Annotated in this window: 20 protein-coding genes and 4 pseudogenes; 13 read left to right on the top strand and 11 right to left on the bottom strand. The window is 70.8% G+C overall.

Going from position 1 to position 25490, the window contains the following annotated elements; genetic code table 11:
- Position 1: 1 nt before the first annotated feature.
- The 4 genes from IEZ19_RS21375 (at position 2) to IEZ19_RS21390 (ending at position 2726) form a co-directional block, all read left to right on the top strand.
- The gene (locus IEZ19_RS21375; RefSeq protein WP_189312844.1) at positions 2–712 is read left to right on the top strand and encodes an FAD-binding oxidoreductase; all 711 of its coding nucleotides are present in this window, start codon (positions 2–4) and stop codon (positions 710–712) included.
- A gap of 31 nt (positions 713–743) precedes the next feature.
- On the top strand, positions 744–1016 hold the full coding sequence (locus IEZ19_RS21380; RefSeq protein ID WP_189312845.1) for a DUF6510 family protein: 273 nt from the start codon (positions 744–746) through the stop codon (positions 1014–1016).
- 106 nt (positions 1017–1122) lie between these two features.
- Positions 1123–1689 carry a dihydrofolate reductase family protein gene (locus IEZ19_RS21385; protein ID WP_189312846.1) on the top strand — a complete coding sequence of 189 codons (567 nt, stop codon included), beginning with the start codon at positions 1123–1125 and terminating at the stop codon, positions 1687–1689.
- Positions 1690–1754: 65 nt separating this feature from the next.
- Entirely contained in the window at positions 1755–2726 is a 972-nt protein-coding gene (locus tag IEZ19_RS21390) for an asparaginase (protein ID WP_189312847.1), read from the top strand.
- A 611-nt stretch (positions 2727–3337) separates the two neighbouring features.
- Here IEZ19_RS21390 and IEZ19_RS21395 read toward each other — a convergent pair.
- Positions 3338–5244, bottom strand: a pseudogene (locus IEZ19_RS21395) (glycoside hydrolase family 5 protein).
- Between the two features lie 261 nt (positions 5245–5505).
- On the opposite strand from IEZ19_RS21395, the gene IEZ19_RS53510 reads away from it, so the two are divergent.
- From IEZ19_RS53510 to IEZ19_RS21435, 8 genes and pseudogenes are all read left to right on the top strand, one after another.
- Positions 5506–6033 carry a beta-1,3-glucanase family protein gene (locus IEZ19_RS53510; RefSeq protein ID WP_189312848.1) on the top strand — a complete coding sequence of 176 codons (528 nt, stop codon included), beginning with the start codon at positions 5506–5508 and terminating at the stop codon, positions 6031–6033.
- Positions 5957–6421 carry a DUF6325 family protein gene (locus tag IEZ19_RS21405; protein WP_189312849.1) on the top strand — a complete coding sequence of 155 codons (465 nt, stop codon included), beginning with the start codon at positions 5957–5959 and terminating at the stop codon, positions 6419–6421. Before IEZ19_RS53510 ends, IEZ19_RS21405 begins: the two co-directional genes overlap by 77 nt.
- Positions 6422–6494: 73 nt before the next feature.
- Positions 6495–6800: an SHOCT domain-containing protein gene (locus tag IEZ19_RS21410; RefSeq protein ID WP_189312850.1), complete on the top strand. Its 306-nt coding sequence runs from the start codon at positions 6495–6497 to the stop codon at positions 6798–6800.
- A gap of 18 nt (positions 6801–6818) precedes the next feature.
- Positions 6819–8180 carry a chloride channel protein gene (locus IEZ19_RS21415; protein ID WP_229840517.1) on the top strand — a complete coding sequence of 454 codons (1362 nt, stop codon included), beginning with the start codon at positions 6819–6821 and terminating at the stop codon, positions 8178–8180.
- A 60-nt stretch (positions 8181–8240) separates the two neighbouring features.
- Positions 8241–8729 carry a TetR/AcrR family transcriptional regulator gene (locus IEZ19_RS21420; protein WP_189312851.1) on the top strand — a complete coding sequence of 163 codons (489 nt, stop codon included), beginning with the start codon at positions 8241–8243 and terminating at the stop codon, positions 8727–8729.
- 189 nt (positions 8730–8918) lie between these two features.
- On the top strand, positions 8919–9833 hold the full coding sequence (locus IEZ19_RS21425; protein ID WP_189312937.1) for a cyclase family protein: 915 nt from the start codon (positions 8919–8921) through the stop codon (positions 9831–9833).
- A 229-nt stretch (positions 9834–10062) separates the two neighbouring features.
- Positions 10063–10320: pseudogene (locus IEZ19_RS21430) on the top strand (cytochrome ubiquinol oxidase subunit I); the annotation flags it as partial.
- Between the two features lie 56 nt (positions 10321–10376).
- Positions 10377–11372 carry a cation:proton antiporter gene (locus tag IEZ19_RS21435; protein WP_189312852.1) on the top strand — a complete coding sequence of 332 codons (996 nt, stop codon included), beginning with the start codon at positions 10377–10379 and terminating at the stop codon, positions 11370–11372.
- On the opposite strand, the pseudogene IEZ19_RS21440 reads toward IEZ19_RS21435, so the two are convergent.
- The 10 genes and pseudogenes from IEZ19_RS21440 to IEZ19_RS21480 form a co-directional block, all read right to left on the bottom strand.
- Positions 11285–11971: pseudogene (locus tag IEZ19_RS21440) on the bottom strand (glycoside hydrolase family 15 protein); the annotation flags it as partial. The gene IEZ19_RS21435 and the pseudogene IEZ19_RS21440 sit on opposite strands and share 88 nt — an antisense overlap.
- Positions 11972–12032: 61 nt before the next feature.
- Positions 12033–12212: pseudogene (locus IEZ19_RS50800) on the bottom strand (trehalase-like domain-containing protein); the annotation flags it as partial.
- 364 nt (positions 12213–12576) lie between these two features.
- The gene (locus IEZ19_RS21445) at positions 12577–13104 is read right to left on the bottom strand and encodes a gluconokinase (RefSeq protein WP_229840519.1); all 528 of its coding nucleotides are present in this window, start codon (positions 13102–13104) and stop codon (positions 12577–12579) included.
- Between the two features lie 118 nt (positions 13105–13222).
- Positions 13223–14218: a magnesium transporter CorA family protein gene (locus IEZ19_RS21450; protein ID WP_229840521.1), complete on the bottom strand. Its 996-nt coding sequence runs from the start codon at positions 14216–14218 to the stop codon at positions 13223–13225.
- Positions 14219–14321: 103 nt separating this feature from the next.
- On the bottom strand, positions 14322–17294 hold the full coding sequence (locus tag IEZ19_RS21455; protein WP_189312853.1) for a glycoside hydrolase family 2 TIM barrel-domain containing protein: 2973 nt from the start codon (positions 17292–17294) through the stop codon (positions 14322–14324).
- 57 nt (positions 17295–17351) lie between these two features.
- The gene (locus IEZ19_RS21460; RefSeq protein WP_189312854.1) at positions 17352–20081 is read right to left on the bottom strand and encodes a glycoside hydrolase family 38 N-terminal domain-containing protein; all 2730 of its coding nucleotides are present in this window, start codon (positions 20079–20081) and stop codon (positions 17352–17354) included.
- A 32-nt stretch (positions 20082–20113) separates the two neighbouring features.
- Complete coding sequence (locus IEZ19_RS21465; protein ID WP_229840563.1) at positions 20114–20920, bottom strand: carbohydrate ABC transporter permease; 807 nt, start codon at positions 20918–20920, stop codon at positions 20114–20116.
- 47 nt (positions 20921–20967) lie between these two features.
- Entirely contained in the window at positions 20968–21915 is a 948-nt protein-coding gene (locus tag IEZ19_RS21470; protein WP_189312856.1) for a carbohydrate ABC transporter permease, read from the bottom strand.
- A gap of 7 nt (positions 21916–21922) precedes the next feature.
- Positions 21923–23257, bottom strand: coding sequence for an ABC transporter substrate-binding protein (locus tag IEZ19_RS21475; RefSeq protein ID WP_189312857.1), 1335 nt, complete (start codon positions 23255–23257; stop codon positions 21923–21925).
- 188 nt (positions 23258–23445) lie between these two features.
- Positions 23446–24456, bottom strand: a complete 1011-nt coding sequence (locus IEZ19_RS21480) for a LacI family DNA-binding transcriptional regulator (RefSeq protein WP_189312858.1) — start codon at positions 24454–24456, stop codon at positions 23446–23448.
- Positions 24457–24654: 198 nt separating this feature from the next.
- On the opposite strand from IEZ19_RS21480, the gene IEZ19_RS21485 reads away from it, so the two are divergent.
- On the top strand, positions 24655–25443 hold the full coding sequence (locus tag IEZ19_RS21485; RefSeq protein ID WP_189312940.1) for an ArsR/SmtB family transcription factor: 789 nt from the start codon (positions 24655–24657) through the stop codon (positions 25441–25443).
- The last annotated feature ends 47 nt before the right edge of the window (positions 25444–25490 follow it).

Below are 25490 nucleotides of genomic sequence, written 5' to 3' on the forward strand. Positions count from 1 at the left end.
CATGGCCCTGACCTGGCGCCCGGCCCGGCTCCTGGAACGCCACGCGCAGACCGCGACCGCCCGCACGCTCGTCCTCTCGGTGCCGGGCTGGGCCGGACATCTCCCCGGCCAGCACGTCGACGTACGGCTCACCGCCGACGACGGCTACCAGGCCGTCCGCAGTTACTCCCTCGCCGCACCGACGAACGGCGAGCGCATCGAGCTGGGTGTGCAGTCCGTGCCCGACGGGGAGGTCTCGCTGTATCTCGCCGACGCCCTGCCGGTCGGCGCGGACGTCGAGGTGCGCGGGCCCCTCGGCAACTGGTTCGTGTGGCGGCCCGCGCAGACCGAGCCCGCACTGCTCGTGGCCGGCGGCTCCGGCGTCGTCCCGCTGGCCGCGATGATCGGCGCCCACCGGCGGGTCCGCTCACGCAGCCCCCTGCACCTGCTGTACTCAGTGCGCGCGCCCGAGGACGTCTGGTACCGCAGCCTGCTCACCGACGACGACCCGTCGCTGGACGTGAGCATCATCCACACGCGCAAGGCCCCGCCCGGCAGTGACCGCCTCCCCGGCCGGATCACCGCCGCCGACCTGGCCGGACCGGCCGCACGGCTGAAGCCCACCAGCCCCGTGTACGTCTGCGGCCCCACCGCCTTCGTCGAGGTGGTCGGCGACCTGCTGACCGGCATGGGACTCGACCCGGCCACCATCCGCACCGAACGCTTCGGCTGACCCGTCGCCCACCACCACTCCGGAGGAGCTCATGGCAGACACCGCCGCTCACCGGGACGGCAACTGCCTCGCCGGCCCGCTCTCGGAGATTCTCTCCGTGGAACCCACCACCGCCTGGTGGCGCTGCCCCGAGTGCGGACAGACAGGCACCCTGGCCGAGCTGCACGTCTACGGCCCCGATCCGGGCCTGACCGCCCGCTGCCCCGGATGCGCCTACATCGCCCTGCGCCTGGTCAGGGAGGACCAGCACGTCTGGCTGACGTTGGGCAGCGGTACGGGCGCATTCCGCTTCACCACGGCATAGAGGCGCGGGAGGTCCGGCTTCCCCGGCCGGTGGGTGCGGGCTCGGCGAGCGAAAGGGACCGCCCGGACACCGATTCCTTTCGGGCCCGCCGGCGGTCGACACTGGTATGAAGCCGAACGAACAGACCTCCCGAAGGCTCCTGCAGGCCGTCCTCGTGTCGCTGAACGGAGTCGTCGAAGAACCGCTGACCTGGGCCGGACCGTACTTCCATGACGGCAGCGCGGCCCGCTCCCTGGAGATCCTCCGGCGCTGCGACGCCCTGCTCATGGGCCGCGGCACCTACGAGATCTTCTCCCGCCAGTGGCCGGCCGCCTCCGGCCCCTACGCCGAGCACATCAACGCGATGAGGAAGTACGTCTTCTCCAACACCCTCGAGCACGCCGGGTGGAACAACACAAGCGTCGTCCCGGGCGACCCCGCGAAAGCCGTGACCGGGCTGAAGCGGACCCCGGGCCAGGATCTGATGGTCTACGGCCACGGCCGGTTCGGGCAGACGCTCGTCGACGCCGGACTCGTCGACGAGCTGAGCCTGACCGTCGTCCCCGTCTTCGTGGACGGCGCCACGTTCCACCGTCCCGGCACCCCCTCCCGGTCCTGGGAGTTGGTCTCGGCCGGTCCCGGAGCCGACCCCGGGCTGGTGTCCCTGAGGTACCGTCCTTCCCCGACGGAGTGACCTTGTAGGGTGGCGGCGCGCGCCGCCGCCGGCGTCCGCGCCGGGCACTGTGCGGGGGAGTACGGATGCGGGTGGCGCTCTTCGCGCTCGGCGGCACTATCTCGGTCGCGGGCGGCACCCCCAGACTCACCGGCGAACAGATCACCGCCCAGGTGCCCGGCCTGGACGGACTCGGCGCACACATCGACGTCCAGGACGTGCGCGCGGTACCCAGTTCAGGCCTGACCTTCACCGATGTGCTCGACGTGGTGGCCGCCGCGTCGCGCGCGGTCGCGGAGGGTGCCGCCGGAGCGGTCGTCACGCAAGGCACGGACACGCTGGAGGAGACGGCGTTCCTGGCCGACCTCGTGTGGCCGCACGCCGAGCCCCTCGTCCTGACCGGCGCGATGCGCAACACCTCGCTCGCCGGTGCCGACGGACCGGCGAACGTGCTCGCCGCGGTGCGTGTCGCCATCGCCCCGGAAGCCCGCGGGCTCGGCGCGCTGGTGGCTTTCAACGACCAGGTCCACGCCGCCCGTCGGGTACGCAAGACGCACAGCACCAGCACGGCGACGTTCCGTTCGCCCGACACCGGCCCGCTGGGCCATGTCGTCGAGGACCGCGTACGCATCCTGACCGTGCCGCCGCGCCACGAGCCGCTGCCGTACCGGCCGGATCCCCAGCGCCTGGCCGCCAACCGGGTCGCCGTGTACACCGCGGTCCTCGACGACGACGGCACACTCGTCGACGACCTCGCACGCGGCCGGCAGGGGCTCGTGGTCGCCGGATTCGGGGTCGGGCACGTCGCGGGCGCCCTCGCCCCCCGCCTCGGCGCCCTGGCCGACCGTATCCCGGTCGTCCTGACCTCACGGACCGGCGGCGGTTCCGTCCTGCGCGACACCTACCGTTCCCCGGGCTCGGAGACCGATCTGCTGTCCAGGGGTCTGATCGACGGCGGGATGCTCGACCCGTGGAAGGCACGGGTCCTGCTCCGTCTGCTGCTGGCGGGCGGCGCGGGACGCGACGTGATCGCGGCCGCATTCGCCGTACGGGGCTGACCCCGCGACGCGGTGCTCGAAGGCCGCGGCGCGTGCGACGAGGCAGCCGCCCAGGCTGTGGCCGAACAGGGCGACCCTGTCGCCGTCGGTCTCGGGACGGCTCATGGCGCAGTCGATGAGCGGTGTCGTCACCGCTTCCCGGTCCGCGCGGAAGACCAGCTTCTGCCGCGCCCTGTCCGGGACCCCCTTCGCTCCTGCCGCCCGTGCGGTGTCCGGTGTGCGGTGGCACGCACAGGGGCAGGATGTCCGTACGGCCGTGTCCCGGAAGACGGGCACCAGGTCCGGGTTGTTGAACGCCGTGATGCGGGAGATCCGTGGACCGACGAGGGGGAGGATCTGTACGCCGTGCGCCTCGTGACGGCCGCCGCCCACATGCTCGTCGACGATCACCGCGGGCCGGCCGTTGACAGGCGTGGGGGGCACTCGCCACCTGCCCGGCCGCAGGACCCGAGCCGCGAGGAAGCCCACGACGGCGTTCTGCCCGGTGAACCAGGCGCGCTGCGGCGGCATTTCGCGCTCGACGCCGGCCCGCAGCAGCCACGAGCGCGTCCGGATCCGCCTGAGCGGCCGGGCGAGGCCACGCGCGCCTCATGGGCCCATCGCGTCCGTCCTCAGGACCGCAGCGGGCTGCAGAGCAGCGCGGCGGGGCCGGTGCTGCTGCCCAGGCGGGTCGTGAAGGCGATGCCGGCGGCGTACTCGTCGGCGGCGCACTGGCCCTTGTAGTGGCCGTGGGCGAAGTCGTCGCCGGCGGTGTCGGAGGGCCGGTTGTCGGACCGGTCGAACCAGACGGTTCGCCCGCCGGAGCCCAGCGCGGCCCGCGGGGGCACGCACAGGGCCGCCGACACCCGTTCGCCGCGACGGCTGTAGCCGATGACGAACTGCCCGGCGGGGCATTGGAGTTTGGTGTACCCACTGGCCCAGTCGCCGCCCCCGGGCACGTACCGTTCGTCGGTCACGACGGTCTGTGCGGTGCCCGTGGCCCACAGGTCGCCGGTGTTCGTGTCGGTGCACAGGCCGCGGCCGCCGCTGTGACTGAGGCCGATCAGCCGGAGGCCGTCGGGGCAGGCGGCCTTGTACGCCCCCGCATCCCAGTCACCGCCCGCCCGGACCCGCAGGGACTCGACGTGGTCGCCGTGGTCCGTGGTGAGCATGCGCCAGACCGGTACGGGAGCGACGGACTCCGTGAGCGTCGGAGAGCCGACGAGGTGGTCCCAGGCGCCTGCGCGCCAGTCACCCGGGTCGAGGATGCCGTACCGTCGCCCCGCGGAGTCGTAGCGCAGCAGAGCCCAGTCGTCGTGGCCCTCCCAGCCGACGAGCGGCCAGTAGGCGAAGTCGGTGTCGTGGTCGGCGAAGTAGTCGGTGATGTTGCCGAACCAGGTCCGGGCGGCCGTTCCCGTCTCGCCCGCTCCGATGCCGAACTCGCTGATCCATAGGGGCGCGGTGTAGTGCCGGCCCTCCTCGGTGACGAAGAAGGCCTGGTCGTGCAGGACTTGGTACAGCTGGTCGCGGGTCAGGTCCTGGTACCGGGGGTCGTGGGTCTCGCCGATCCCGGTGGCGCCGCTGTGCCGGGGGCCGGTGTAGCCGTAGAAGTGGGCCGAGTAGACCAGCTTGTGCGCGTCGACGAGTGTGTGCGAGAGCGTGCGCGCGGGCGTGAGCGTGGGCCGGTCGTGCGGCAGTCCGTCCACGGGCAGGCCGGTCCAGTTGATGCCCTCGACGACGATCAGCAGCCGGGGATCGGCCTCGGTGAGGATACGGTCGGCGGCGAGCTGGGCGGCGGCGTACCAGTCGTGGCCGTCTCCCAGGCCCCAGTTGGGGTCGTCCAGGACGTCGCGGCGCACCTCGTTGTAGAGATCGGCGCCGACGACACGGGGGTCATCGGCGTAGCGGCGGGCCATGAACACCCAGTCGTCAGCCCACTGCTGGGTGGACTGGCTGCTGTTCCACCGCTCGTTTCCGTCGATGCCGCAGCACCAACGGGTGGTGTTGGTGTGGTTGTTGAGCACGACCGCGAACCCGTCCCCGGTCAGTGCCGCCACCACGGCGTCGTAGACCTGCAGGGGCGTCTTCCCGCGCAACTGGGGATTGGCGGCCACGGCGGCGTCCGGTACCGCGCCGTCGTGTGGATCATCTCGTCGGAGAACGGCAACCGGATGCTGTTGAGGCCGAGTTGACGGAAGTCGGCGAGCAACTGGGGGAGCGGGGCACGGTCGAGGCCGAGGGGTATGCCGTAGGAGTTCTGGCCGGCGTGGTGGTTGGCGGGATCGGCGACGTCGCCGCTGCCGGTCCACGACCCCTGGGCGCCGTCCCAGTTGGCCGCCTTCAGTCTGAAGCGCTGTCCCCGGGCGTCGACGATGTAACGGCCCCGGGTGGACAACGGAGGCTGCCAGGCGTCCGCCGCGGAGGTCCGAGCGGTGGGTTCGGAGACGGTGGCGGCGACGGCGGTGGGTGCCGCGGTCGACAGCAGGGCGAAGGCCACGCCCAAGCGTGTCAGGAACGTGACAAGTCTGATGGTCGGCATACGGTCCTCTGCGGGGGTGAGGTGTGGCGGTCAGCCTACGGAACCGCCGGCGGACTGCAAGACCTGTACGAGCCGGACTCGTCGGCGCGGCCGAGCGTCTCGGAACCGGTCGCAATGCCGCGCTCGAACCCCAACACCCCCCGTTTCTCCTTCACTTGCCGACCGCGGTACCGGCGGGGGTAAAAACGCGGGGAGAGCACGCTCTCAGCCACGCGGGGTGCCAACGCCGACTACTTCACCGCCTACGCCCCGTCGGCCGGCGTGAACGCGGCCGCCTCGGACATCTTCGGCTGCGCCGCGTCCCTGGCCCGCAACCCGAACAGGTGCGCCGCACTCGACCGCCACGTCGCGACGCTCCCGGCGGATCAGCAGGCCGACCCGGGCCGGCACTACAAGGCCGTGCCGGCCGACCACGACGCCAAGTTCTGGCACGACAACGCCATCAATCGCCTCGCCGGCGAATTCCCGCACGACGACGTGGCAGGACAGCCCTCCTTCATCGCTCACGCCGACCCGCAGTGGCTGCTCGTGGCGGTGGACCGGCAGCCCTCCGGACGGCACCGGCCCAAGGCCCCGCACCTCCCTCTCCTGGAAGTGCGGGGCCTTGGGCCCAGTGCTGCAATGGCTGAAGGGGCCGTCCTTCCGGTTGCGCCGCTCGCGACCGACGTCCTGGGCGCCGGCCCGGGTCCACAACCGCCTCCGAGGAGTGGCCATGAACGAGGACCTCGAGGAAATGGGGCCGGTCGACTACGTGATCATCGAGTTCCCCGGCAATCGCATGACCGGTGAGGCCTTCCCGTTGCTCATCGATCTGGTCGAGAGCGGCATCATCCGCATCATCGACCTCGTCTTCCTGCGCAAGGAGACCGACGGGACGGTCGGTGCGCTGGAGATGCAGGAGATCGGGGACGAGCTCGACCTGACGGTGTTCGAAGGAGCCTCCTCCGGGCTGCTGGACCAGAGCGACCTGGACGAGGCCGGTGCCGCGTTGGAGCCCGGGAACTCCGCCGCGATCATCGTCTACGAGAACGTGTGGGCCGCGCCGCTGGCCCGTGCGCTGCGCCGCAGCGGGGCCCAGATGGTGGCGAGCGGGCGCATTTCCGTGCAGGCGCTGCTCGCGTCGCTGGATGCGACCGAATCGACGTCGCCGCCGAGCGGACCCGTGGCCGCCGCCTGAAGAAACGGCCGTGCGAGAACGCGACCGGCCGTGTGCCGTGCGTCCGCACGGATCACTTGGGAGATGAGTGAGCATGCCAGGACTCCTTCGCGGTGTCGCCCGCACCGCCGTGATCTCGGGTACGGCCACCGCGGTGTCCAACCGTGTGTCGCGACGCCAGGCGGGCCGTTGGGCCCAGCAGGACCAGGAGCGCCAACACGCCCAGCAGCAGGCCGCCCCGGCTCCGCCCGAACCGCAACAGCAGCCCACGGCGCAACAGCCCGTCGCCGACGACATCACCAGCAAGATCGACCAGCTGAAGGAGCTCGCCGACCTCAAGGCCCGAGGAGTGCTCAGCGAGGAGGAGTTCGAGGCCCAGAAGCGCCAGGTCCTCGGCTGACGCGGAAGGAACGGGGCCGTGCGGGAGCCGGAGCCCTCCGCCGCATCCGAGGTCGGCACGCAGCCGGAAGAGGCCGACCGACTGCGCGATCTGCTGCGCAATCCGGCGTACCAGAAAACCCTCGCGTTCTCCGCGCTCATCGGCATCCCGGTGTCCCTCATCGCGTTCTGGTTCCTCGCCGGGCTCCATGAGCTGGAACATTTGCTGTGGTCAGGGCTGCCGGAGGACCTGGGCTGGGACACGCCTCCGTGGTGGTGGCCGCTGCCGCTGCTGGCCGTCGCGGGCGTGATCGTCGGCCTCGTCGTCGCGTATCTGCCGGGCGCCGGCGGGCACGTTCCCGCCTCGGGGCTGCATTCCGGGGGGATGTCCTCAGCCGCCCTGCCCGGGGTGATCCTCGCCGCCGCCGCGAGCCTGCCCCTCGGTGCAACGCTCGGCCCGGAGGTCCCGCTGATCGCGCTGGGTGGCGGCCTCGCCCTGCTCTTCGCGGACCTGGCGCGTGCACCGATGACTCCGCGGAGCAAGGCGCTCCTGGGCGCGGCCGGTGCCGCGGCGGCCCTGTCCGTGATCTTCGGCAATCCACTGATCGGCGCGGTGATCCTCATCGAGGTGGCGGGAGTGGGCGGCCCGCAACTGTTCGTGGTCATGTTGCCCGCGCTGCTGTCCAGCGGGATCGGGGCGCTGGTGTTCACCGGGTTCGGCCGCTGGACCGGACTGCAGACGGGCAGCCTGTCACTGACGCTGGGAGTCCCGTTCCCGCACCTCGACGCCGGGGACGTGGTGTGGTCGGTGCTGATGGCCGTCGCCATCGCCGTCGTGGTCCACCTGCTGTTGTCCACGGGCCGCCTGGCCGCGGCGTTCGTCGCCCGACGGCCCGTCGTCCATACGCTGCTGTGTGCCCTGGCCGCCGGAGCGTGTGCCGCGGTCTACACGCTGGCCGTCGACCGGTCGCCGGAAGACGTGGCCTCCTCGGGCCAGGCCCCGCTGGCCCTGCTGGCCGCCGACCCCCACGCCTGGGGCGTCGGCGCGCTCGTCGCCGTACTGCTGTGCAAGGGAGCGGCGTACGCGCTGTGCCTCGGCAGTCTGCGCGGTGGCCCGATCTTCCCGGCGCTGTTCCTCGGAGCCGCGGCGGGTGTGCTGCTCGCTCCGCTGCCCGGGCTGGGAGTCGTACCCGGACTGGCGGCGGGCATGGCCGCCGCCTCCGCGGCCGCGCTGCGGCTTCCGGTGAGCAGTGTGGTGCTGATCGTCCTGCTGCTGGGCAGCGCCGACATGATTCCCGTGGTGATCCTCGCGGCGGTGGTGGGTTTCATGACGGTCGAGCTGCTGCCCGAGGGGCGTTCGGTGCCGCCCGTGGACGAACCGGCCGAAGCGCGCGAGGAGTGACAGCGACTCTCCGACCTGTCCCTGCGCCCCCTGGCGCGCGCCCTGGGCACGAGCGACCGGATGCTCCTGTACTACTTCGGCACGAAGGAACGACTGGTCTCGGAGGCCCTCGCCATCGACGAACGGCGACCTCTCCTGAGGATCCGCGAGGCCGTGGCCGCGGCCGGTCCACCGGAGGACGCAGCAGGTCTGCGCCGCCTGCTCGACGGGATGTGGCGGCAGTTCGGCTGCCCCGACCTGCGCGCCGCGTTGCCGCTCTACCTTGAGATGATGACGACCAGCCTGCTGCACCCCGATCGCTACGGTCCGCTCATGCGTGATCTCCTCACCGAGTGGACGGACCTCGTGGCCGGCCTGCTCCGAGGTCTGGGCCTGTCCGGGGAGCGCGCCGCGCACGAGGCCACCGTCCTGGTGGACGCGGGCTTCGGGCTCCTCTTCGTCCCCCTGGCCACCGGCGACTGGGAGCGCGCCACCACCGCCTACGGTCTTCTTCTCGACCGGCTCGAACCCGGGTGGCGGGCCACGCCCGACGACTGCCGGGATGCGTAGCCGGCGGCGCGGGCCGACATTGGAGGCAGAGCCTGCGCCGACGAGGAGGAGCCCACGTGACGGTTCGTACGAACGCGACCGGGCCGACGTCGACCCGCCCGCCACGGTGAGCGCCCGGCAGTCGTCCCATCGGTCACCATGAGCCGGCACCCGGATCCAGCGATCTCGCGCGACGCCGAGCCGCGGGGCATGTCCGAGGCGGACTTCGTGGCCCTGTACCACCGGCTGTGTGCGCAGGCGTACGACGGCCCGGACGACCGGCGCGGAGCGCTACGGCATCTGACACCCGAGCGGGTGGTGGCCGCCGCAGGCGAGGTGCGGAGTGGACTCAGTGTGTCGCTGGCCGCCCCCATCGAGACCGTCGCGGGACCGGACGACCCGGAGCCCGCGTCCCACCGGATGACGGCACCCACCGCTGAGGAGATCGACGCGCCAGGGCTGCACTTCGCCCGTGACCGGTTCGCCATGAACGTGCACGGGGACGCCGACAGCCATCTCGACGCGCTGTGCCATGTGATCTACGACGGTGAACTCCACGGCGGTGTCCCGGCGAGCACGGTGACACCGGGCGGCGCCGGAGCGCTCTCGCTCGACCTCGTGCGGGACGGCATCGTCGGACGGGGCGTCCTCCTGGACATCCCCCGCCTGCGCGGGGTGCCGTGGCTGGAGCCCGGCGACGACGTCACCACCGACGACCTCATGGCCGCCGAGGCCGCCCAGGATGTCACGGTCGGCCCCGGCGATCTGCTGTTCGTGCGCGTCGGGCATCGCCGCAGGCGCCGGACCCTCGGTCCCTGGAACGCGGCACAGGCGCGGGCGGGCCTGCATCCGGAGGCGACGCGCTGGCTCGCCGAGCGGCGCGTGGCCCTCCTGGGGTCGGACGGCAACAATGACACCGCCCCCAGCCCTGTGGCCGAGGTCCCGTTCCCGGTTCACGTACTCGCCGTGAACGCCCTGGGGTTGCACCTCATGGACTACCTGGACTTCGAGGAACTGGTACCGGCCTGCGAACAGCTGGGCCGCCGGCACTTCCTGTGCGTCGTGGCGCCGCTGCGGCTGCCTGCGGCCACCGGCTCCCCGGTGAACCCGATCGCAGTCCTGTGAGCGTGCCGGGACGCGGCCGGTTCCGGGTGCCGCCGGGCCGCGCGACGCGTACGTTCGAAGAGGGGCACGAGCTGCGGCCGGTCCCGGCGGTGTCCGGAGACCGCGGAGGCAAGGACGGTGGTCGCCATGGGCGACAGCCCCCAAGTGGACGGCGGAATGACCCTCTTCCCGGGCTTCGCCACCGGCGGCTGACCCCCTCCACCTCGCGTCGGCCCCCGGAGACCCGCACATGCACTACACGGCCCTGCTGGCGGCGGACGCGCCGGCGCAGCTGCTCCCGGCCAGATCGATGATGGCGTTCACCCTCGCCTCGCACATCATCCTGGTGCCCTTCGGCGTGGCGCTGCCGCTGATCACACTCATCATGCACGGTTACGGCCTGCGCCGCGGCGACGCGGCCGCGCTGCTGCTGGCGCGGCGGTGGTCGGCGGTCATGGCGGTCCAGTTCGCGATCGGGGTCGTCACCGGTACCGTGCTGTCCTTCGAGTTGAGACGCTCGTCCAGCTGATCATCGGTCTGCTGTTCGTCTCCATCTCGGCCACCGTGACCCCGGACTCCGTGGTTCCGGTGCTGCTGCCCACCTTCGCGTTCGTGGCCGCCCTCGTCCTGGTGGTCCGACCCCTGGTCGCCCTGTTGTCCACCCTCACGACCGATCTCGCGGCGCGTGAACGCGCGTTCGTCGGCTGGATGGCACCGCGCGGCATCGTCGCCGCGTCCACCGCGACGACCTTCTCCGCCTCGCTCACCGGCGCGGGACTGAGCGGCGCCGACAAGATCCTTCCGGTGACCTTCCTGGTGATCGTCGGGACGGTCGTCGTCTACTCGCTCACGGCACGGCCGGTGGCCGCGCGGCTCGGTGTCACCCGCCCCGCACGGGCCCGCCCGCTCCTGGTCGGCGGCGATGCCTGGGTCGTCGAACTCGCCCGGGCGCTGCGCACCGCCGGTATCGACGTGCTGATGTGGGCGGGAGGCGCTCGCGAGAGGGCCCGGATCGAGGACGCGGGCGTCGAACTGGCCGCGGGTGAACTCATGGGGGCGGTGACCGATCCGCAGGCCAGGCTGGAGGGCGTCACCTCGGTCTTCCTGCTCACGGACGACGACGACTTCAACGCGCTCGCCGCCGTCGTCCTCGAGGACAGCGTCGAGGGCCCCGTCCACCGCGTCGGCCCGCCACCCGACAGCGGGGGCGTCGTCGCCCCTACGCCGCCGGCGACACCCTCTTCGGCCCCGCACTCCTGCGCCACACCGTGGCGGGCCACCACGAGCGCGGGGCCCGCTTCCATGTGCAGCCCGCGTCGGCGCCGCTCCCGCCGGGCCACGACACCCTGTTCGTCGTACGGCGCGACGGCCGGCTGGAACCGACGACCGGACCGGTGCCGGTCCCCACCGCCGAGGGCGACACCCTCGTGCTCCTCGGCCCCGCGCCCCCGGCCGGCTGAACCGGCTCCCGACTACTGCCCGTCGAGCGCGTCGTTCAGGGTGAGGCCCGCATCGATCAGGGCGAGATGGGTGAACGCCTGTGGGAAGTTGCCCAGTTGACGGCCCGTCGGGTCGATCTCCTCGGAGTACAGGCCCAGATGGTTCGCGTAACCCATCATCTTCTCGAACACCAGCCGCGCCCTCTCGGTCCGTCCCGCGCGGGCCAGGGCGTCGACGTACATGAACGTGCACAGGGAGAAGGTGCCCTCCGAGCCGCGCAGGCCGTCCGGCGACGCCGAGGGGTCGTAGCGATAGACCAGGCTGTCGCTGACCAGCTTCTCCTCCATGGCATCGAGGGTCGACGACCACAGCGGATCCTCGGGGCTGAGGAACCCGACCGTCGCCATGCGCAGCAGCGAGGAGTCGAGCACGTCACTGCCGTAGTGCTGGATGAAGGCCTGCCGTCCCTCGCTCCACCCCTTGGTCATGACCTGTTCGTAGATCGCGTCCCGTTCGTCGCTCCAGCGCGCGGACGCCGACGGCCGGCCGTTCGACTCGGCGAGCCGCAGCGCGCGGTCGAACGCCACCCACGACATGACACGGCCGTAGGTGAAGTTCTTGCGGCCGCCGCGCGTCTCCCACAGGCCCTCGCCCGCCTGGTCCCAGTGGTCGACCAGCCAGTCGAGGTTCGTCAGCAGCGACTGCCAGCCCCGGTGCCCCATGCCGGGTCACCAGGATCGCGGTGTCGGGCCAGTACAACTGCTTGGTGGCGTACGCCGCGTGCAGGGGCCGGACCGTGCAGTGGCCGCCCTTGTCCTTGTCGAGGAGCGCACCGAACACGCTGGGGGAGTCGAACCGAGGGAGGCAGAGCCAGTCGACCGTCCCGTCCGTGGTCACCAGGGCCGCCGTCTGCAGATCGCCGATCAGACCGTGGTTCTCGATGAGTGGGTAGTCGTCCATCGGGGCGCCCCTTTCGGCGTGCGGTTCACCCGAATGCACCCCCTCCGGTCAGCGTAAGCCGCGGGCCCGGCTCCGGCCCGCCGAACCAGTTTCGCACCGTACGGGCTGGTCAGGGGCGGGATGCCGGCCTTCCGCCGGCCCTGCGGCCGTACGGCGGCACGACGGGCTGCGCGCCGCCACAGACGTTGCTGCACACGCGGCGTGGGCAGGCCGACGATCACCGGGACGACCACGTTCAGAGTCGACGACCTGCTGGGTGAGAGCGGACGGCATCACCATGCGGAAGTGGATCAGGAGCATCCGCACCTCCTGGGGCGGGAGTCGCTGCGGCCACCGCCGGCCGTTCGGCGCGGTGGGCGGCGGGCTACCGGTCCTGCCCGGCCACCGCGCGCAGCGCCGCCGCCACGACCTGTTCCTCGCTGCCGGACGCGTCGACGGTGACGCCCGGCTCCTCGGGCTCCAGCGGATCGAGGACGCCGTACTGGGAGGCGAGCAGTCTCGGCGGCATGAAGTGCTTCGTGCGATGGGCGATCCGCTCCGCGGCCACCTCGGGGTCGAGCGCCAGATAGACGAAGCACAGGTCCGCTCCCGTGGCCCGCAGCCGGTCGCGGTACTCGCGCTTGAGCGCGGAGCAGGTGGCGACGCCGCCGTTTCCGCTCGCCGCGGTCGCGCGGATCCAGGCGATGAGCGCTTCGAGCCACGGTTCGCGGTCGGCGTCGTCGAGGGGCCGGCCCGATGCCATCTTCGCGCGGTTGGCCGCGGGGTGGAGGTCGTCGCCCTCCAGGAACGGCACGCCGAGCCAGTCGGCGAGCCGCGCCCCGACGGTGGACTTCCCGGCTGCCGACACGCCCATCACGATCACCACGCGCGAACCGCCGACCGTCCTGGTCAACGGGCCTCCCTGAGGTGACGGGGGAAGACTGGCACACGTCCACTATCACCCGTCATCCCGGAACTCGCCGCCCGCGAGCGCCGGACGGACGGCGCACGATGACAGCGTGCCACCGGCGTCACCGGTCCTCCATGCCGTCTTCGTCACGCAGCCGCCGCCAGAGATGGGTGCGGCGCAGCACGAAGAGAGCGCCGAACAGGACGCACACCTGCAGTCCGACGGCCGGCATCCAGAACACCGCCCGGCTCTCCAGCTCGTCCGTCAGGTACGTGAAGTTCATGCCGAAGTACCCGGTCAGGAACGACAGCGGAAGAAAGATCGTGGACACGATCGCCAGCCGGTTGATCACACCGTTCTGCTCGCCCGAGACCAGGGAGGCATAGCCGGCGAAGGCGCGCCGGGCGGCGTCCTGGAGGGACTCGATGTCGGTGAGGACCAGCCGGGCGGCGTGCTGGGACTCGCGGGCGAACTGCTGGCGTTGCTCCGGAAAGCTGCGGCTGAGCATCCTCCGCGTGAAGATCTCGTCCGTCACCTGGAGATAGGGCAGGAGCGAGTGGTGCAGCCGGGCGGCCCGTCGGCGCAGCTGGGCGAGCCAATAGACCTGCTCGGGGCGCCGCTTGTCGAACATGTCGTCCTCGAGGTCCTCCACCATCAGGAGGTCGTGGATCGCCGCCCGGCGAAAGGTCTCCAGTGCCTCCTGCAGGAACAGGAACAGGAACAGCACGGCCACGGTGTCGGCGGGCCTCTCCTGCCCCAGTTGCGCCGTCAGGCTGTCCAGCGGCGCGGCCGGTCCCCGGTGGACGATGATCAGGTGCCGTTCCGTCACCAGCGCGTGGATGTGGGTGATCCGGTTCCCGTCGACCGACGGTACGACGAAGTTCGCGCTGTCCCCGAGGAAATCGGCCCGCACGGGTTCACCCGCCCTGCCGAACCAGGACAGGTTCCCTCCTTCGATGCCGAGCCGGCGGGCGAGGTGCTGTTCGTCGGGTGGCGTGCCGTCGGGCAGCTGGACGTCGACGAGCAGGAAATCGGACACGGCGAGGCGTTCGCGAGCTTCGGAGACATCAGTGCGAGTGACGGTTCCGTCCGGCATCGACACCACCGATACGATCACCGCCCCTCACTATCGTCACGAGACCCGTGAGTCCCACTCAGCGCACCGTTCGGAGTCCCCGCATGCGGGGACTCCGAACGGTGAGGACAGCCGCCGGCGGTGGTCAGCCCGCCGTGATGCGCAACCGGATCGTGCGGGCCTCGGGACGCAGCGCGAAGTCGGGCCAGACGTCCGGTCCACAGGCCCGCGAGCCGAGCCCGTGCTGAGCGGCGTCGACGAACAGGTGACTCGTCGTCGAGTCCGGCAGCTCGAACGGGTGACCGGCCTGCGCGATCTGCTGCGGGGTGTGGCGGCTGAGCGTGAAGCCGGGGCGACGCCCGCGCGGGTCGGGGAGCGCCACGACGCGCAGCACGGTGGCGCCGGCACTCGTCAGCGTGAGCTGTCGCAGGTGGGAACGGTGACCGGTCTCCTGGGGGCGCGCGTAGTCGACGGAGAGGTCGCGGACGCCGGCCGAGAAGCGGCCGGTGCGTGCAGCCCGGAGACTGTCGGGGTACGACTCGTGAGGTCCGAGGCCGAACCAGTCGGCCCCGTCGACGGGAGACGTGCCGTCGGGCAGGTCGAGGCGGATCCCGATCCTCGGCCACACCGTCCGCCATCCGCTCGACGGCTCGATCTCGACACGCAGTTCCAGCCCGTCGCCCTCGATCGACCAGACGGACTCGACCAGCACCGACAGGGCGGAGTTCGCCGCGGAGACCTTGTCGAGGGTGCGCAGGGCATCCGCCGCGCGTTCCACCGACAGCCGCCGCGTGGTCAGTCGGTCGAGACCGTCGCGACGCCACAGCTCGGCGTTGGACACGCCGGCGATGCTCGCGTCGCTCTCCTCCACGGCGTCGGACACGCCCTCGTCGTTGTCGGTCGGCGCACGGAACAACTCCAGACGCGGGCCCGCCACCGCACGGTCGGCGAGGCGCACGAGGGTCCCGTCGACGAACTCGGCGACTCCGAGCGTCAGCGTTCCGCCGTCCGGCCGCCAGTCGGTGCGGTGCCGGACACGGGGCACGGGACGTGGCGTCGAGCGATCCAGCTGAGCCGTCGCGACCACGTGCCCGGCAGGCGCCCAGGGGGTGTCGGCCGCCAGTACCGCGTCGACGGTGAACCAGGTCTCCGCGTCCCGCGACACCGGGATCTCCGGCAGCGGCACACGCTCCGATTCGCCCGCCGCGACGACGGGGACCTTCAACTCCCCGGATTCCACGAGCGTCCCGTCGTGCTCGACCCGCCAGTGGAAGCGCAGGTCGGATGTGTCGGCCGAGTGCCGCAGGCTGGCGATCGCGATGTCGTCGCCGGTGAAGGCGAAGCGCAGCGGCTGCACCACCGCCTTGTACTCGTGGAGGCCGGGAGTCGGGACGTCGTTGCTCATCAGCATGCCGTCCATGACGAAGTTGCCGTCGTGGACGACCTCGCCGAAGTCGCCGCCGTACGCGAAGTACGGAGTGCCGTCCGGGGCGGTCGTCAGGATGCCGTGATCGCGCCATTCCCAGACGAAGCCGCCGTGCAGGCGCGGATGTCGGTGCACGAGCGCCTCGTACTGATCGAGCGCTCCCGGGCCGTTGCCCATCGCATGGGCGTACTCGCAGAGGAGGAACGGCTTGGTGCGCTGCCGGGCGCTCTGCGCGGGCGTGCAGTTCAGCAGCGTGGAGCGTGAGTCGTCGCTGCCGATGCGCTCGGTCTCGGGCACCGACGCGTACATGCGGGAGTAGACGTCGGTGTACTCACCGGCGTGGTCACCCTCGTAGTGCACGGGGCGGCCGGCGTCGCGGGCGTGGACCCACGCCGACATCGCGGCGAGGTTGCTGCCGGTTCCCGCCTCGTTTCCGAGCGACCAGAGCACGACACTGGGATGGTTCTTGTCGCGTTCCACGGTGCGCCGGATGCGGTCGAGGTACGCCTCGCGCCAGGCCGGGTCGTCGCTCGGGTTGCCGGTCCAGCCGACCGCGTCGAAGCCGTGTGTCTCGAGATCGCATTCGAGGACGACCCAGAAGCCGAGTTCGTCGGCGAGGTCGAGCAGCCGGGGATGCGGCGGGTAGTGGCTGGTGCGGATCGCGTTCACGTTGAACCGCTTCATACGGGCCAGGTCCTCGCGGGCGTGCTCCTCGTCGAAGACGCGGCCGCGCTCGGGGTGCGTCTCGTGACGGTTGACGCCGTGGAACACGACCCGCCGGCCGTTGACCAGGAACCGGTCACCGCGGATCTCGACCGTACGGAACCCCACCCGCAGGGCGACGCTCTCCGCCGCCGTCGACACGGTGACGTCGTACAGGCGGGGCCGTTCGGCCGACCAGGGCTCCACACCCTCGATGTCGAACGGCGACACGTCGGAGGCCGTCGACCAGATCCGTTCGACGCCGAGTTCGGGGATGCGCAGCGTGACCGGGAACGCCGTCGTGTCGGCGGTGACCTCCGGATCGACCCGTCCGCGTCCGTTGTCGTACCCGGTGCGCAGCCAGACGTCCTCGATGCCCCCGGCCGGACGGGCGATCAGCGTGACGTCACGGAAGATGCCTGGCAGCCACCACTGGTCCTGGTCCTCGAGATAGCTGGCCGCCGACCACTGGTGCACCCGTACGGCGACGATGTTGTCGCCGGGCCGCACCGCCGACGTCACGTCGAACTCGTGGGCCAGCCGGCTGCCACTGGCGGTGCCGATCTCGACGCCGTTCACCCACACCTTGAAGACCGACTCGACCCCGTCGAACCGCAGCACGATCCGCTCGGCGTCCGACCAGTCGGCGGGTATGCCGATGTGACGGCGGTAGTCGCCGGTGGGGTTCTCGTCGGGGACGTGGGGCGGGTCGATCGGGAACGGGTACTGGACGTTCGTGTAGATCGGCCTGCCGTACGTCCCGTCGCCCTGGAGCACCCAGTGGGAGGGCACCGGGGCGGTGTCCCAGCCGTGGTCGTCGAAGCCGTCGGCCGCGAAGTCCTCCGCCGCCGCCGTGGCGGACAGACGGAAGCGCCAAGGTCCGTTCAGCGACCGGGACGGCGCGTCGGAGTGCAGCCACGAGCGTGCCGGGCGCAGCGCGCCGCGCCCTGGTGCGGTGTCGGAAACGTACGCGGAAAGCTCGGAGAGCACGAGGTCACGACTCTTTCTTGGTAGCAAGTGGGGGGACGCGAACGGGGGCTGCCGGGCCTACCGGACCACGATCGTGCGGATCTCCCAGGGGCCGAGGGCGAGTTCGAGCCCGTCCGCGACGGGCGACTCGGAGAGCGGCCGGCCGAGCAGGTCGACCGTGGTGGCCTCGGTGAACGCGCCGGTCATGCGGACGGACGAACCCGTGTCGCTCAGCGCGGTCAGCCGCACTTCGACGCCGGCTCCGCGCTCGGCGTCGGTGACGCGGCGGACACCGGAGACGAACACGTCCTCGCCGACGACGCGCAGCCCCGTCGCGCCCGGCGGCAACTGGCCGCCGACGGGCGCGGTGCCGCGGGTGACCAGGACGTCGTTGCGGAACTCCTCGGCGAGGGCGACGGCGTCGGCACCCTGCCAGCCGGTCGCCGAGGGCACGACGGCGAAGCGGTTCTCGATCCGCATCCCGAGGTCCTGCGCACCCGGTACGGGGATCTCGCTCGCGGCGGGCTCGTCGCGCAGGGGATGGATGTTGACGCTGATCGAGCCGATCGCCCGCAGCATCGTGATGGCCAACTCGGTGCCATCGCCCACGAGTTCGTACTCGCTGGAGTGGTCGAGCAGGACGGTGGCTGCCCCGGCGGACACGAACGCGCTCGCGGGGAAGGTCGGGATCGGGTACTCGCCCCAGCCGCCCTCGGAGGTCAGCCCGCGCTCGGTGACGGCGAACTGACCTGCGGACGCGGACGTGCTCACCGGCTCGGGCAGCGGCACATGGAAGCGCAGCCGGTGGTCGGCGGACTGGTTCAGGAACGATGTGGAGACCCGGACGAACGGCTCACCCGCGCGCACCTCCACCAACGTCTCGACCGGCGTCGGCACGGTCTCGCCGGCGCGGACGTCACGGTCGGACGAGAGAGCGGTGGGCCATGCGTAGACGCGGGTGACCCGCAGCCGCGACCGCAGGGGGCCGCTCTCGAGGAGTTCGACGGTGCTCTCCGTCGGTTCCGACACGAGCACGTCGTGGGCCGGAGGAGCGTAGTTGTAGCTGTCGCCCCGGTCACCGCCGTCGACGAGGCGGCCGACGCCGTGCAGCACCGTGCCGTCGGCGCCCGTGATGTCGAGGGTGCCGTCGGCGGCGACCTCGACCTCGACCAGCCCGTTCGAGAGCGTGCGGGGCGTTGCGGCCGCGGGGGTGAGCGTCGGCGACGGTTCGGCGGGCCCGTCGCTCGGCTCGACCCGGAAGCTCGCGAGCCCGGACGCGGGAACCACCACCGGCACCAGCGCGGTCGCCCGTGCCTCCGCCAGCGTCAGCACCCGCCACTCACCGGGATGCGCGGCGGCCGCGGCGGCGACCTCGCGGCGCAGGATCAGCAGGTCGAACGGTCCGGCGGCCGGTACCTCGGCGAGATGGAAGACGAGCGAGCCCGGGGTGAGGTCGTAGTGGTCGATCAGCCGGCCGAACAGCTCGCGACGATGAATACGGCGCAGCACGCGCTCGAGCTGCGAGGCGTCCATGCGCTCGTCGCTGAGCACGGTCGGCGCCTCGGAGACCAGCTGCACGGGCCGAGCCGTGCCGTCGGCGGCGGTTGCGACCAGCGCGGTGCCCTCGGGCGGGGCCACGACGTCCGCCTCGACCAATGCCGTACGGGGAAAGGGGAGCGTGTTGGCGACCAGGTGGCCGTCGCCCGGCACCGAGGCGGCTGGCTCGGCGAGGGCCGCGTCCCGGACGGCGCGGGCCGTCTGCGTGGCCTCGGCGAGCCGTGCCTCCACCTGCTCACAGGTCTCGTCGGTGCCGGAGCCGACCACCGAGTCGTGCGCGGTCGACTCGATGATCTTGTGCCAGGCGAGCGTCAGGAACGGCGAGTCGTCACGCCGTGACCACAGGGCGTTCACGCGCTCCGCGTGGTCGATCGTGCGCTCGGCGACGGCCATCCGCTGCTTGAGCCCGAGTCTCACGGACAGCACACCCGGCAGGATGTTGCCGCGCACGTGGCTGCGCAGCTCACCCGTGACGACGGCGGACACCTCGTCGCGGACGTGCTTGCGGATGTACTCGTCGAGCGTCGCGATGGTGATGGCCCGCTCCTCGCCGGACGCCTGTCGCAGCCACGCCGTGAGCCGCGGGTCCGGCGCGTTGTGGTCGGTGCCGGCCATCGCCAGCACCGGGTCGTTGCCCCAGCGCCCGGCCGTCATCTCCGCGTAGTCGCCGAGCGCGCGCCCGATCCGGTCAGGGACCAGCAGGACGTCGAGCCCGTTGTCGTAGCCGTCGAAGAGGAACTCGGTGCGCACCTCGGAGCCGTCGGGCGCGCGCCAGCGGAAGGCGTGACCGTCGACGGAGCCGGGCACCCCGCGCCACAGCGCCGCGTGCTCGATGCCGGCGCGCGCGAGGATCTGCGGCATCTGCGCGATGTGGCCGAACATGTCCGGCAGATAGCCGATGGGCATCGAGCCGCCGAGCCCGGCCGCGGCCGCCCACCCCATCTGCAGGTTCCGCACGATGGTCTCGCCGGAGCAGAGGAATTCGTCGAGCAGGATCAGCCAGGGACCGATGGCGAGCTGACCTCCGCCGACCAGGGCCGCGACCCGGTCGCGGTTCTCCGGCCGCATCTCGAGGTAGTCCTCGATCGCGGCCATCTGCCCGTCGACGGTGAACCGGAAGTCCGGGTTCGCCTCGGCCGTCTCCAGCACGGTGTCGAGGGCGGCGACGAGCCGGTGCCGGAACACCTGGAACGGCTCGTACCACTCCCGGTCCCAGTGGAAATGGGGTACGAAGACGGCGGAGTTCGGCATGGCGGCAGGAACCTTCTGTGCAGAGGGGACGGTCACTTGAGGGAGCCCGCGGCGAGCCCGGTGCGCCAGAACCGCTGGAGCAGGATGAACACGATGATCACGGGCACGATCGAGACCAGCGAACCGGTGATCACGGACTCCTGGAGGAGTGGCGCGCGGGCGGTCTGGCCGTTCCACTCGTACAGGCCGAGCGTGATCGGGAACAACGACTCCTTCTGCAGCATCACCATGGGCAGGAAGAAGTTGTTCCAGATGGTGACGAACTGGAAGAGGAAGATGGTCACCAGTGCCGGTGTCATCAGTTTGAACGCCACCGAGAAGAAGGTGCGGAACTCGCCGGCGCCGTCCAGGCGTGCCGACTCGATGAGTTCCTGGGGTATGGCGGCGTTGGCGAAGATGCGCGCGAGGTAGACGCCGAACGGACTGACGATGCTGGGCAGGAACACCGCGAGGTAGGTGTTGACGATCCCCGTCGCCGAGAACAGGAGGAACAGCGGGAGCGCGAGCGCGGTGGTGGGGACGAGGACGCCGCCGAGGATGACGGAGAACAGGAACTCCCGCCCACGGAAGGGGAACTTGGCGAGCGCGTAGCCGCACAGCGCCGAGATCAGCGTGCCGACGGCCGCGCCGAGCACCGCGTAGATCACGGTGTTGAGGGCCCAGCGTCCGAAGATGCCGTCGCTGCGGGTGAACAGGGTGTCCAGGTTGTCGAACAGATTGAAGTGCGAGAACGTCAGGCCGTTGGTGGCCGCGAGATCGCCCTGCCGCTTGGTCGCCGCCACGATCAGGAAGTAGATCGGCAGCAGGAAGTAGATCGCCAGGAAGAGCATCAACGCCATGGCGGTCGTACGGCTGACGCGGCTCTCGCGGATCGTGCGTGGGTTGCTCACAGTCCGGCCCTCTTCGTGGTCAGTCGCAGGAACCCGAAGCTCAGGACGAAGGTGATGACCGCGATGACGACCGAGATCGCCGCGGCCTGCTGGTAGTTGTTCCCGGAGGCCACCGCGTACGCGAGCATGTTCGGGGTGAACGTGCTCGAGATGTTCGAGGAGATCTGGCGCAGCACGGCGGGCTCGGCGTAGAGCTGCAGCGTGCCGATGATCGAGAACACCGTGGTGAGGATGATGGACGGGGCGATGACCGGGACCTTGATCCGCCAGGCGATCGTCCAGTTGCTCGCACCGTCGATCTTGGCGGCTTCGTAGAGTTCCTGCGGGATCGACTGCAGCGCCGAGAACATGATCAGCATGTTGTAGCCGGTCCACAGCCAGGTGGAGACGTTCGCCGCCGACCACAGCACGGCGCCCGCGCCGAGGAAATCCGGGTGCAGGCCTGCACCCTTCAACAGGTCGACGACGGGGCTGAGCTGGGGCGAGTAGAGGTACGACCACATGATCGCGGCGATGACACCGGGCACGGCGTACGGCATGAACGCCGTGACGCGGAAGAACGCCTTGACCTTCAGCAGGGGGGTGTCGAGCAGCAGCGCCATGATCAGCGCGACGAACAGCATGACCGGCACCTGCACGATGCCGAACAGTCCGATGCGGCCGATGCTGGCCCAGAACTCGGCGTTCTGGAACACCTGCGTGTACTGCTCGAAGCCGCCGAAGGTCGTGTAGGACGTGCCGTACTGGCCGCCGGTGCGCCGTACGACGAGGAAGCTCTGCCAGAGCGCGTAGCCCACGGGCACCAGGTAGAACAGCACGAACGGCAGGAAGAACGGGATCAGGAACGCGACGACGGTGCGCGCCCGGGGGCCGCCGCCGAGCTGACGACGGCGGCTCCGGGCCGGTGCCACCACGCGGGTCGCGCGGGTTGCGAGGTCGGTCATGCTGCGGTCACTTGCCCGCCGCGGCCGGGATCGCCTGGTCCTTCATCGACTTCAGGGCCGACTCCTGGGCCGCCGAGAGCGCGTCGGTGAGCGCGCCGTTGCCGGCCGCCGCCTTGGCCATCGCGTCCTGGAGCGCCAGGTTCACCGTCTTCTGGGTGGGGCCCCAGGAGAAGCTGGTGTCGATCTTCTTGGACGAGTCGGCGAAGACGTCGAAGATCTTCTCGTCGGCGTAGTACGGAACGCCCTTCGACAGGGCCGGCAGCTCCAGACCGGCGTTGGCCGCCGGGTAGAGACCGCCGAGCTTGTTCTCCAGCGCGAGGGCCTCCGGGTCGGTGTTCAGCCAGGTGTTGAACTTGACCGACTCGTGCAGATGCTTGTTGCCCTTCATGAACGCGACGGTCGACCCGCCCCAGTCCCCGGAGGCGCCGTTCGTGCCCCACGTCGGCATCGGGACGATGGTCCACTTCCCGGCCTGCTTGGGCAGGTTGTCGCGGAACATGCTGTAGCCCCAGGCCGCGCCGACGTAGGTGGCGATCTGGTCTTTCTGGTACGCCGCGTACATCTGCGTCGACCCGTGGGCGAGGTCGGTGCGCACGAGCTTGTCGGAGATCAGCTTCTGCCAGTACTCCGCGACCTGCTTGCTCTGGTCGGACTCGACCGTCACGTGCCACTTGTCGCCGGAGTAGCCGTACATCTCGGCGTTGTTCTGCCAGAGCAGCCCGTTGAACCATTCGGCGTTGTTCGGGTCGAAGAACGTGATGCTGAGGTCGGGGTCCGCCTTGTGCAGCTTCTGCGCGTCCACCGCGTACTCGTCCCAGGTCTTCGGGATCGCGAGCCCGTGCTTCTTGAAGATGTCGCTGCGCACGTAGAGGGCCATCGGGCCGGTGTCCTGGGGGAGGGCGAACACTCCGGTGCCGCCGAAGCTGGTCTGCGACCAGGTCCACGGAACGAACTTCGACTTGGCCGCGCTGGCCGCCGAGCAGGCCGAGGCGTCCACGAAGGCGTTCTGCGTGCGCAGGCTGGGCAGCTCGTCGTAGCCGACCTGGGCCAGCTCGGGCGCCTTGCCTGCCTTGAGGGCGTTGCCCAGGGTGCCGTACTGGTCGTTGGAGATGTTCTTCGTCTGGACCTGGATGTCCGGGTTCTTCTCGTTCCACAGGGCGACGACCTTGTCCATGCCCGGGACGGTGTTCCAGTACTGGAGGGTGACCTTGCCCTTCGCGGGCGTACAGGAGGCCGCGGATGCCTTGTCCGACGGCGCGGGCGACGAGCATCCGGCGAGTACGACGGCACTGGCCGCCGCGGCGACGAGGGCGAGGCGGACGCGCGTGACTGTGTTGCTCATAGTGTCCGTTCCAGAGAACGACTAGCGACGGTGCTAGGCGATTGGCAACAAGGTCTTCGATGTCATCCGTGAACGTTCACGTGAGCGCTCACGTGAACGTTCACGGACGGCGTTGCGAAGTGTTCGGAAGTGTGCGCTCCGGTGGACTGGAGTGTCAAGGCTCCGATTCGCAGACGATCGGAGGAGGGTCAAGCGGACTCGCCCAGGCGCAGCTCGGCCCGCACGACGAGATCGTCGGCAGTGAGCGGATCCACGCCGGTCAGCAGCCGTGCGACCTGATCGATGGCGAGCGCACCGAGCCTGCGCGTGTCCAGGGCGACGCTGGACAGCGGGGGTTCGACGAGCGCGCCGAGCTGGAGGCCGTCGAAACCGATCACGGCCAGGTCCCGGGGGACGCTCCTGCCGATCCGGCGCGCCTCGCGCAGGGCGCCGATCGCGATGATGTCGTTGAAGGTGAGGATCGCGGTGACGTCCGGGTGGGCGGCGAGCAGCGTCCTGAGCGCGGTCCCGCCGCCGTCGGCCGACTGGTCCGCGCCGACCACCAGGTCCGGGTCGATCCCGTACGACGCCGCGGCCGCCGTGAACCACTCGTACCGGACGCTCGGCTCGGCGCGGGCCTGGTGGTCGAGCATGCCGATCCGTGTGTGGCCCGCCGCGACCAGATGCGCGACGGCGGCGTGGACGCCCTCCTCGCCGTCGATCCGGATCGAGCTGAACCGCGCGGAGTGGTGCTCCCGGCCGATGAGCACCACCGGCATGCCCCGGGTGAACAGTTCGAGCTCGTCCTCCGGGCAGCTGAAGTAGCCCACGACCGCGTCCACCTGGGAGCCGATCACCTGCAGCGTGCCCAGCTCCTCCTCGGCCCGGTCCGCCGTGTCGTATACGACGACGTGCCAGCCCCGGGCCCGGGCCGCCTCCAGCGCGGCCGCGGCGACCTCGGTGAAGAACGGGTTGAGCAGGTCGGGAATGACCAGCCCGATCGTGGTGGTGTCCTGCCGGACCAGACCGCGCGCGAACCGGCTCGGCCGGTAGCCGAGCGCGCGGGCCGCGTCCAGGACGCGCTGCTTGGTGGTTCCGTCGATCTCGCCCTTGTCGTTCAGCGCCCGCGACACGGTCTGACGGGACACACCGGCGGACCGGGCGACGTCATGGATCGTGACCCTCCGGGGCTCGGTCCCCGACACCGACGACGACACCATCGCCCACCTCCTGTTTCTCACGGACACGGACACGTCCGCAGGGCCCGAGTATGCCTGCGTCTCGCGCGTCGGCGCGAGGAGAGGTCCCCCGGTGCCGGGAGGGGCCGGTGTCACCGGGGTCGTGGTCCGGCCATCTCGCATTGACATTATGCAGGTATTCACCTGCATAATGAGGAGATGAGCCCAGAAGCCGGAGCGATGGACTCGGTCTTCAAAGCGCTGGCCGACCCCACCCGACGACTCCTTCTCGACCGACTGCGCGAGCACAACGGCCAGACGTTGCGCGACCTGTGCGAACGCCTGGAGATGGCCCGCCAGTCGGTGACCCAGCATCTCGACGTCCTGCAGCGGGCCAACCTCGTGACGGTCGTGCGGCGCGGCCGGGAACGGCTGCACTACCTCAACCCGACACCGATCCACGAGATCGAGCAGCGCTGGATCTCGGGGTTCGACAAGCCGCGGCTACAGGCGATCAGCGCCATCAAGAACCAGGCAGAGGAGTACGCCATGAGCAACGAACCCACCGCCGTGCCCACCTACGTCTACGTCACCTACATCCGCGCCCGCGCGGAACAGGTGTGGCAGGCGCTGACGGACGCGGACCTGACGGCACGCTACTGGGGACACGCCAACGTCTCGGACTGGCAGCCCGGTTCGGCCTGGGAGCACCGGCGGGTCGACGGATCGGGCAAGGTCGACGTCGTCGGCCGGGTGATCGAGGCCGAGCCCCCGACCCGCCTGGTCATCACCTTCGACGACGTCCCGGACCCCGAATCGCCGCGCGAGGCGTCGGTCGTCACGTTCCTCGTCGAACCGCACGAGGACATCGTCCGCCTCACGGTCACCCACGAGAAGCTCGCGGACCAGGAGATGCTCAACGGGATCTCGCAGGGCTGGCCCGCCGTGCTGGCCAACCTCAAGTCGCTGCTCGAGACCGGCGACGTCCTGCCGCAGGCGCCGTGGGAGATGTACCGCTCGCACGCCTGACAGGACCCCTCGTGTATGCGATCCGCTGGTCCGTGCGCGCAGGACTG

Source organism: Streptomyces brasiliensis (genome assembly GCF_014647875.1).
Taxonomy (GTDB): Bacteria; Actinomycetota; Actinomycetes; order Streptomycetales; family Streptomycetaceae; genus Streptomyces; species Streptomyces brasiliensis.

What these genes read in the sequence shown, in the direction of transcription:
- IEZ19_RS21375 (WP_189312844.1), top strand. Translation starts at nt 2, where the DNA reads ATGGCCCTGACCTGGCGCCCGGCCCGGCTCCTGGAACGCCACGCGCAG.
- IEZ19_RS21380 (WP_189312845.1), top strand. Translation starts at nt 744, where the DNA reads ATGGCAGACACCGCCGCTCACCGGGACGGCAACTGCCTCGCCGGCCCG.
- IEZ19_RS21385 (WP_189312846.1), top strand. Translation starts at nt 1,123, where the DNA reads ATGAAGCCGAACGAACAGACCTCCCGAAGGCTCCTGCAGGCCGTCCTC.
- IEZ19_RS21390 (WP_189312847.1), top strand. Translation starts at nt 1,755, where the DNA reads ATGCGGGTGGCGCTCTTCGCGCTCGGCGGCACTATCTCGGTCGCGGGC.
- IEZ19_RS21405 (WP_189312849.1), top strand. Translation starts at nt 5,957, where the DNA reads ATGAACGAGGACCTCGAGGAAATGGGGCCGGTCGACTACGTGATCATC.
- IEZ19_RS21410 (WP_189312850.1), top strand. Translation starts at nt 6,495, where the DNA reads ATGCCAGGACTCCTTCGCGGTGTCGCCCGCACCGCCGTGATCTCGGGT.
- IEZ19_RS21420 (WP_189312851.1), top strand. Translation starts at nt 8,241, where the DNA reads ATGCTCCTGTACTACTTCGGCACGAAGGAACGACTGGTCTCGGAGGCC.
- IEZ19_RS21425 (WP_189312937.1), top strand. Translation starts at nt 8,919, where the DNA reads ATGTCCGAGGCGGACTTCGTGGCCCTGTACCACCGGCTGTGTGCGCAG.
- IEZ19_RS21460 (WP_189312854.1), bottom strand. Translation starts at nt 20,081, where the DNA reads ATGCCGAACTCCGCCGTCTTCGTACCCCATTTCCACTGGGACCGGGAG.
- IEZ19_RS21465 (WP_229840563.1), bottom strand. Translation starts at nt 20,920, where the DNA reads ATGGCGTTGATGCTCTTCCTGGCGATCTACTTCCTGCTGCCGATCTAC.
- IEZ19_RS21470 (WP_189312856.1), bottom strand. Translation starts at nt 21,915, where the DNA reads ATGACCGACCTCGCAACCCGCGCGACCCGCGTGGTGGCACCGGCCCGG.
- IEZ19_RS21475 (WP_189312857.1), bottom strand. Translation starts at nt 23,257, where the DNA reads ATGAGCAACACAGTCACGCGCGTCCGCCTCGCCCTCGTCGCCGCGGCG.
- IEZ19_RS21480 (WP_189312858.1), bottom strand. Translation starts at nt 24,456, where the DNA reads ATGGTGTCGTCGTCGGTGTCGGGGACCGAGCCCCGGAGGGTCACGATC.
- IEZ19_RS21485 (WP_189312940.1), top strand. Translation starts at nt 24,655, where the DNA reads ATGGACTCGGTCTTCAAAGCGCTGGCCGACCCCACCCGACGACTCCTT.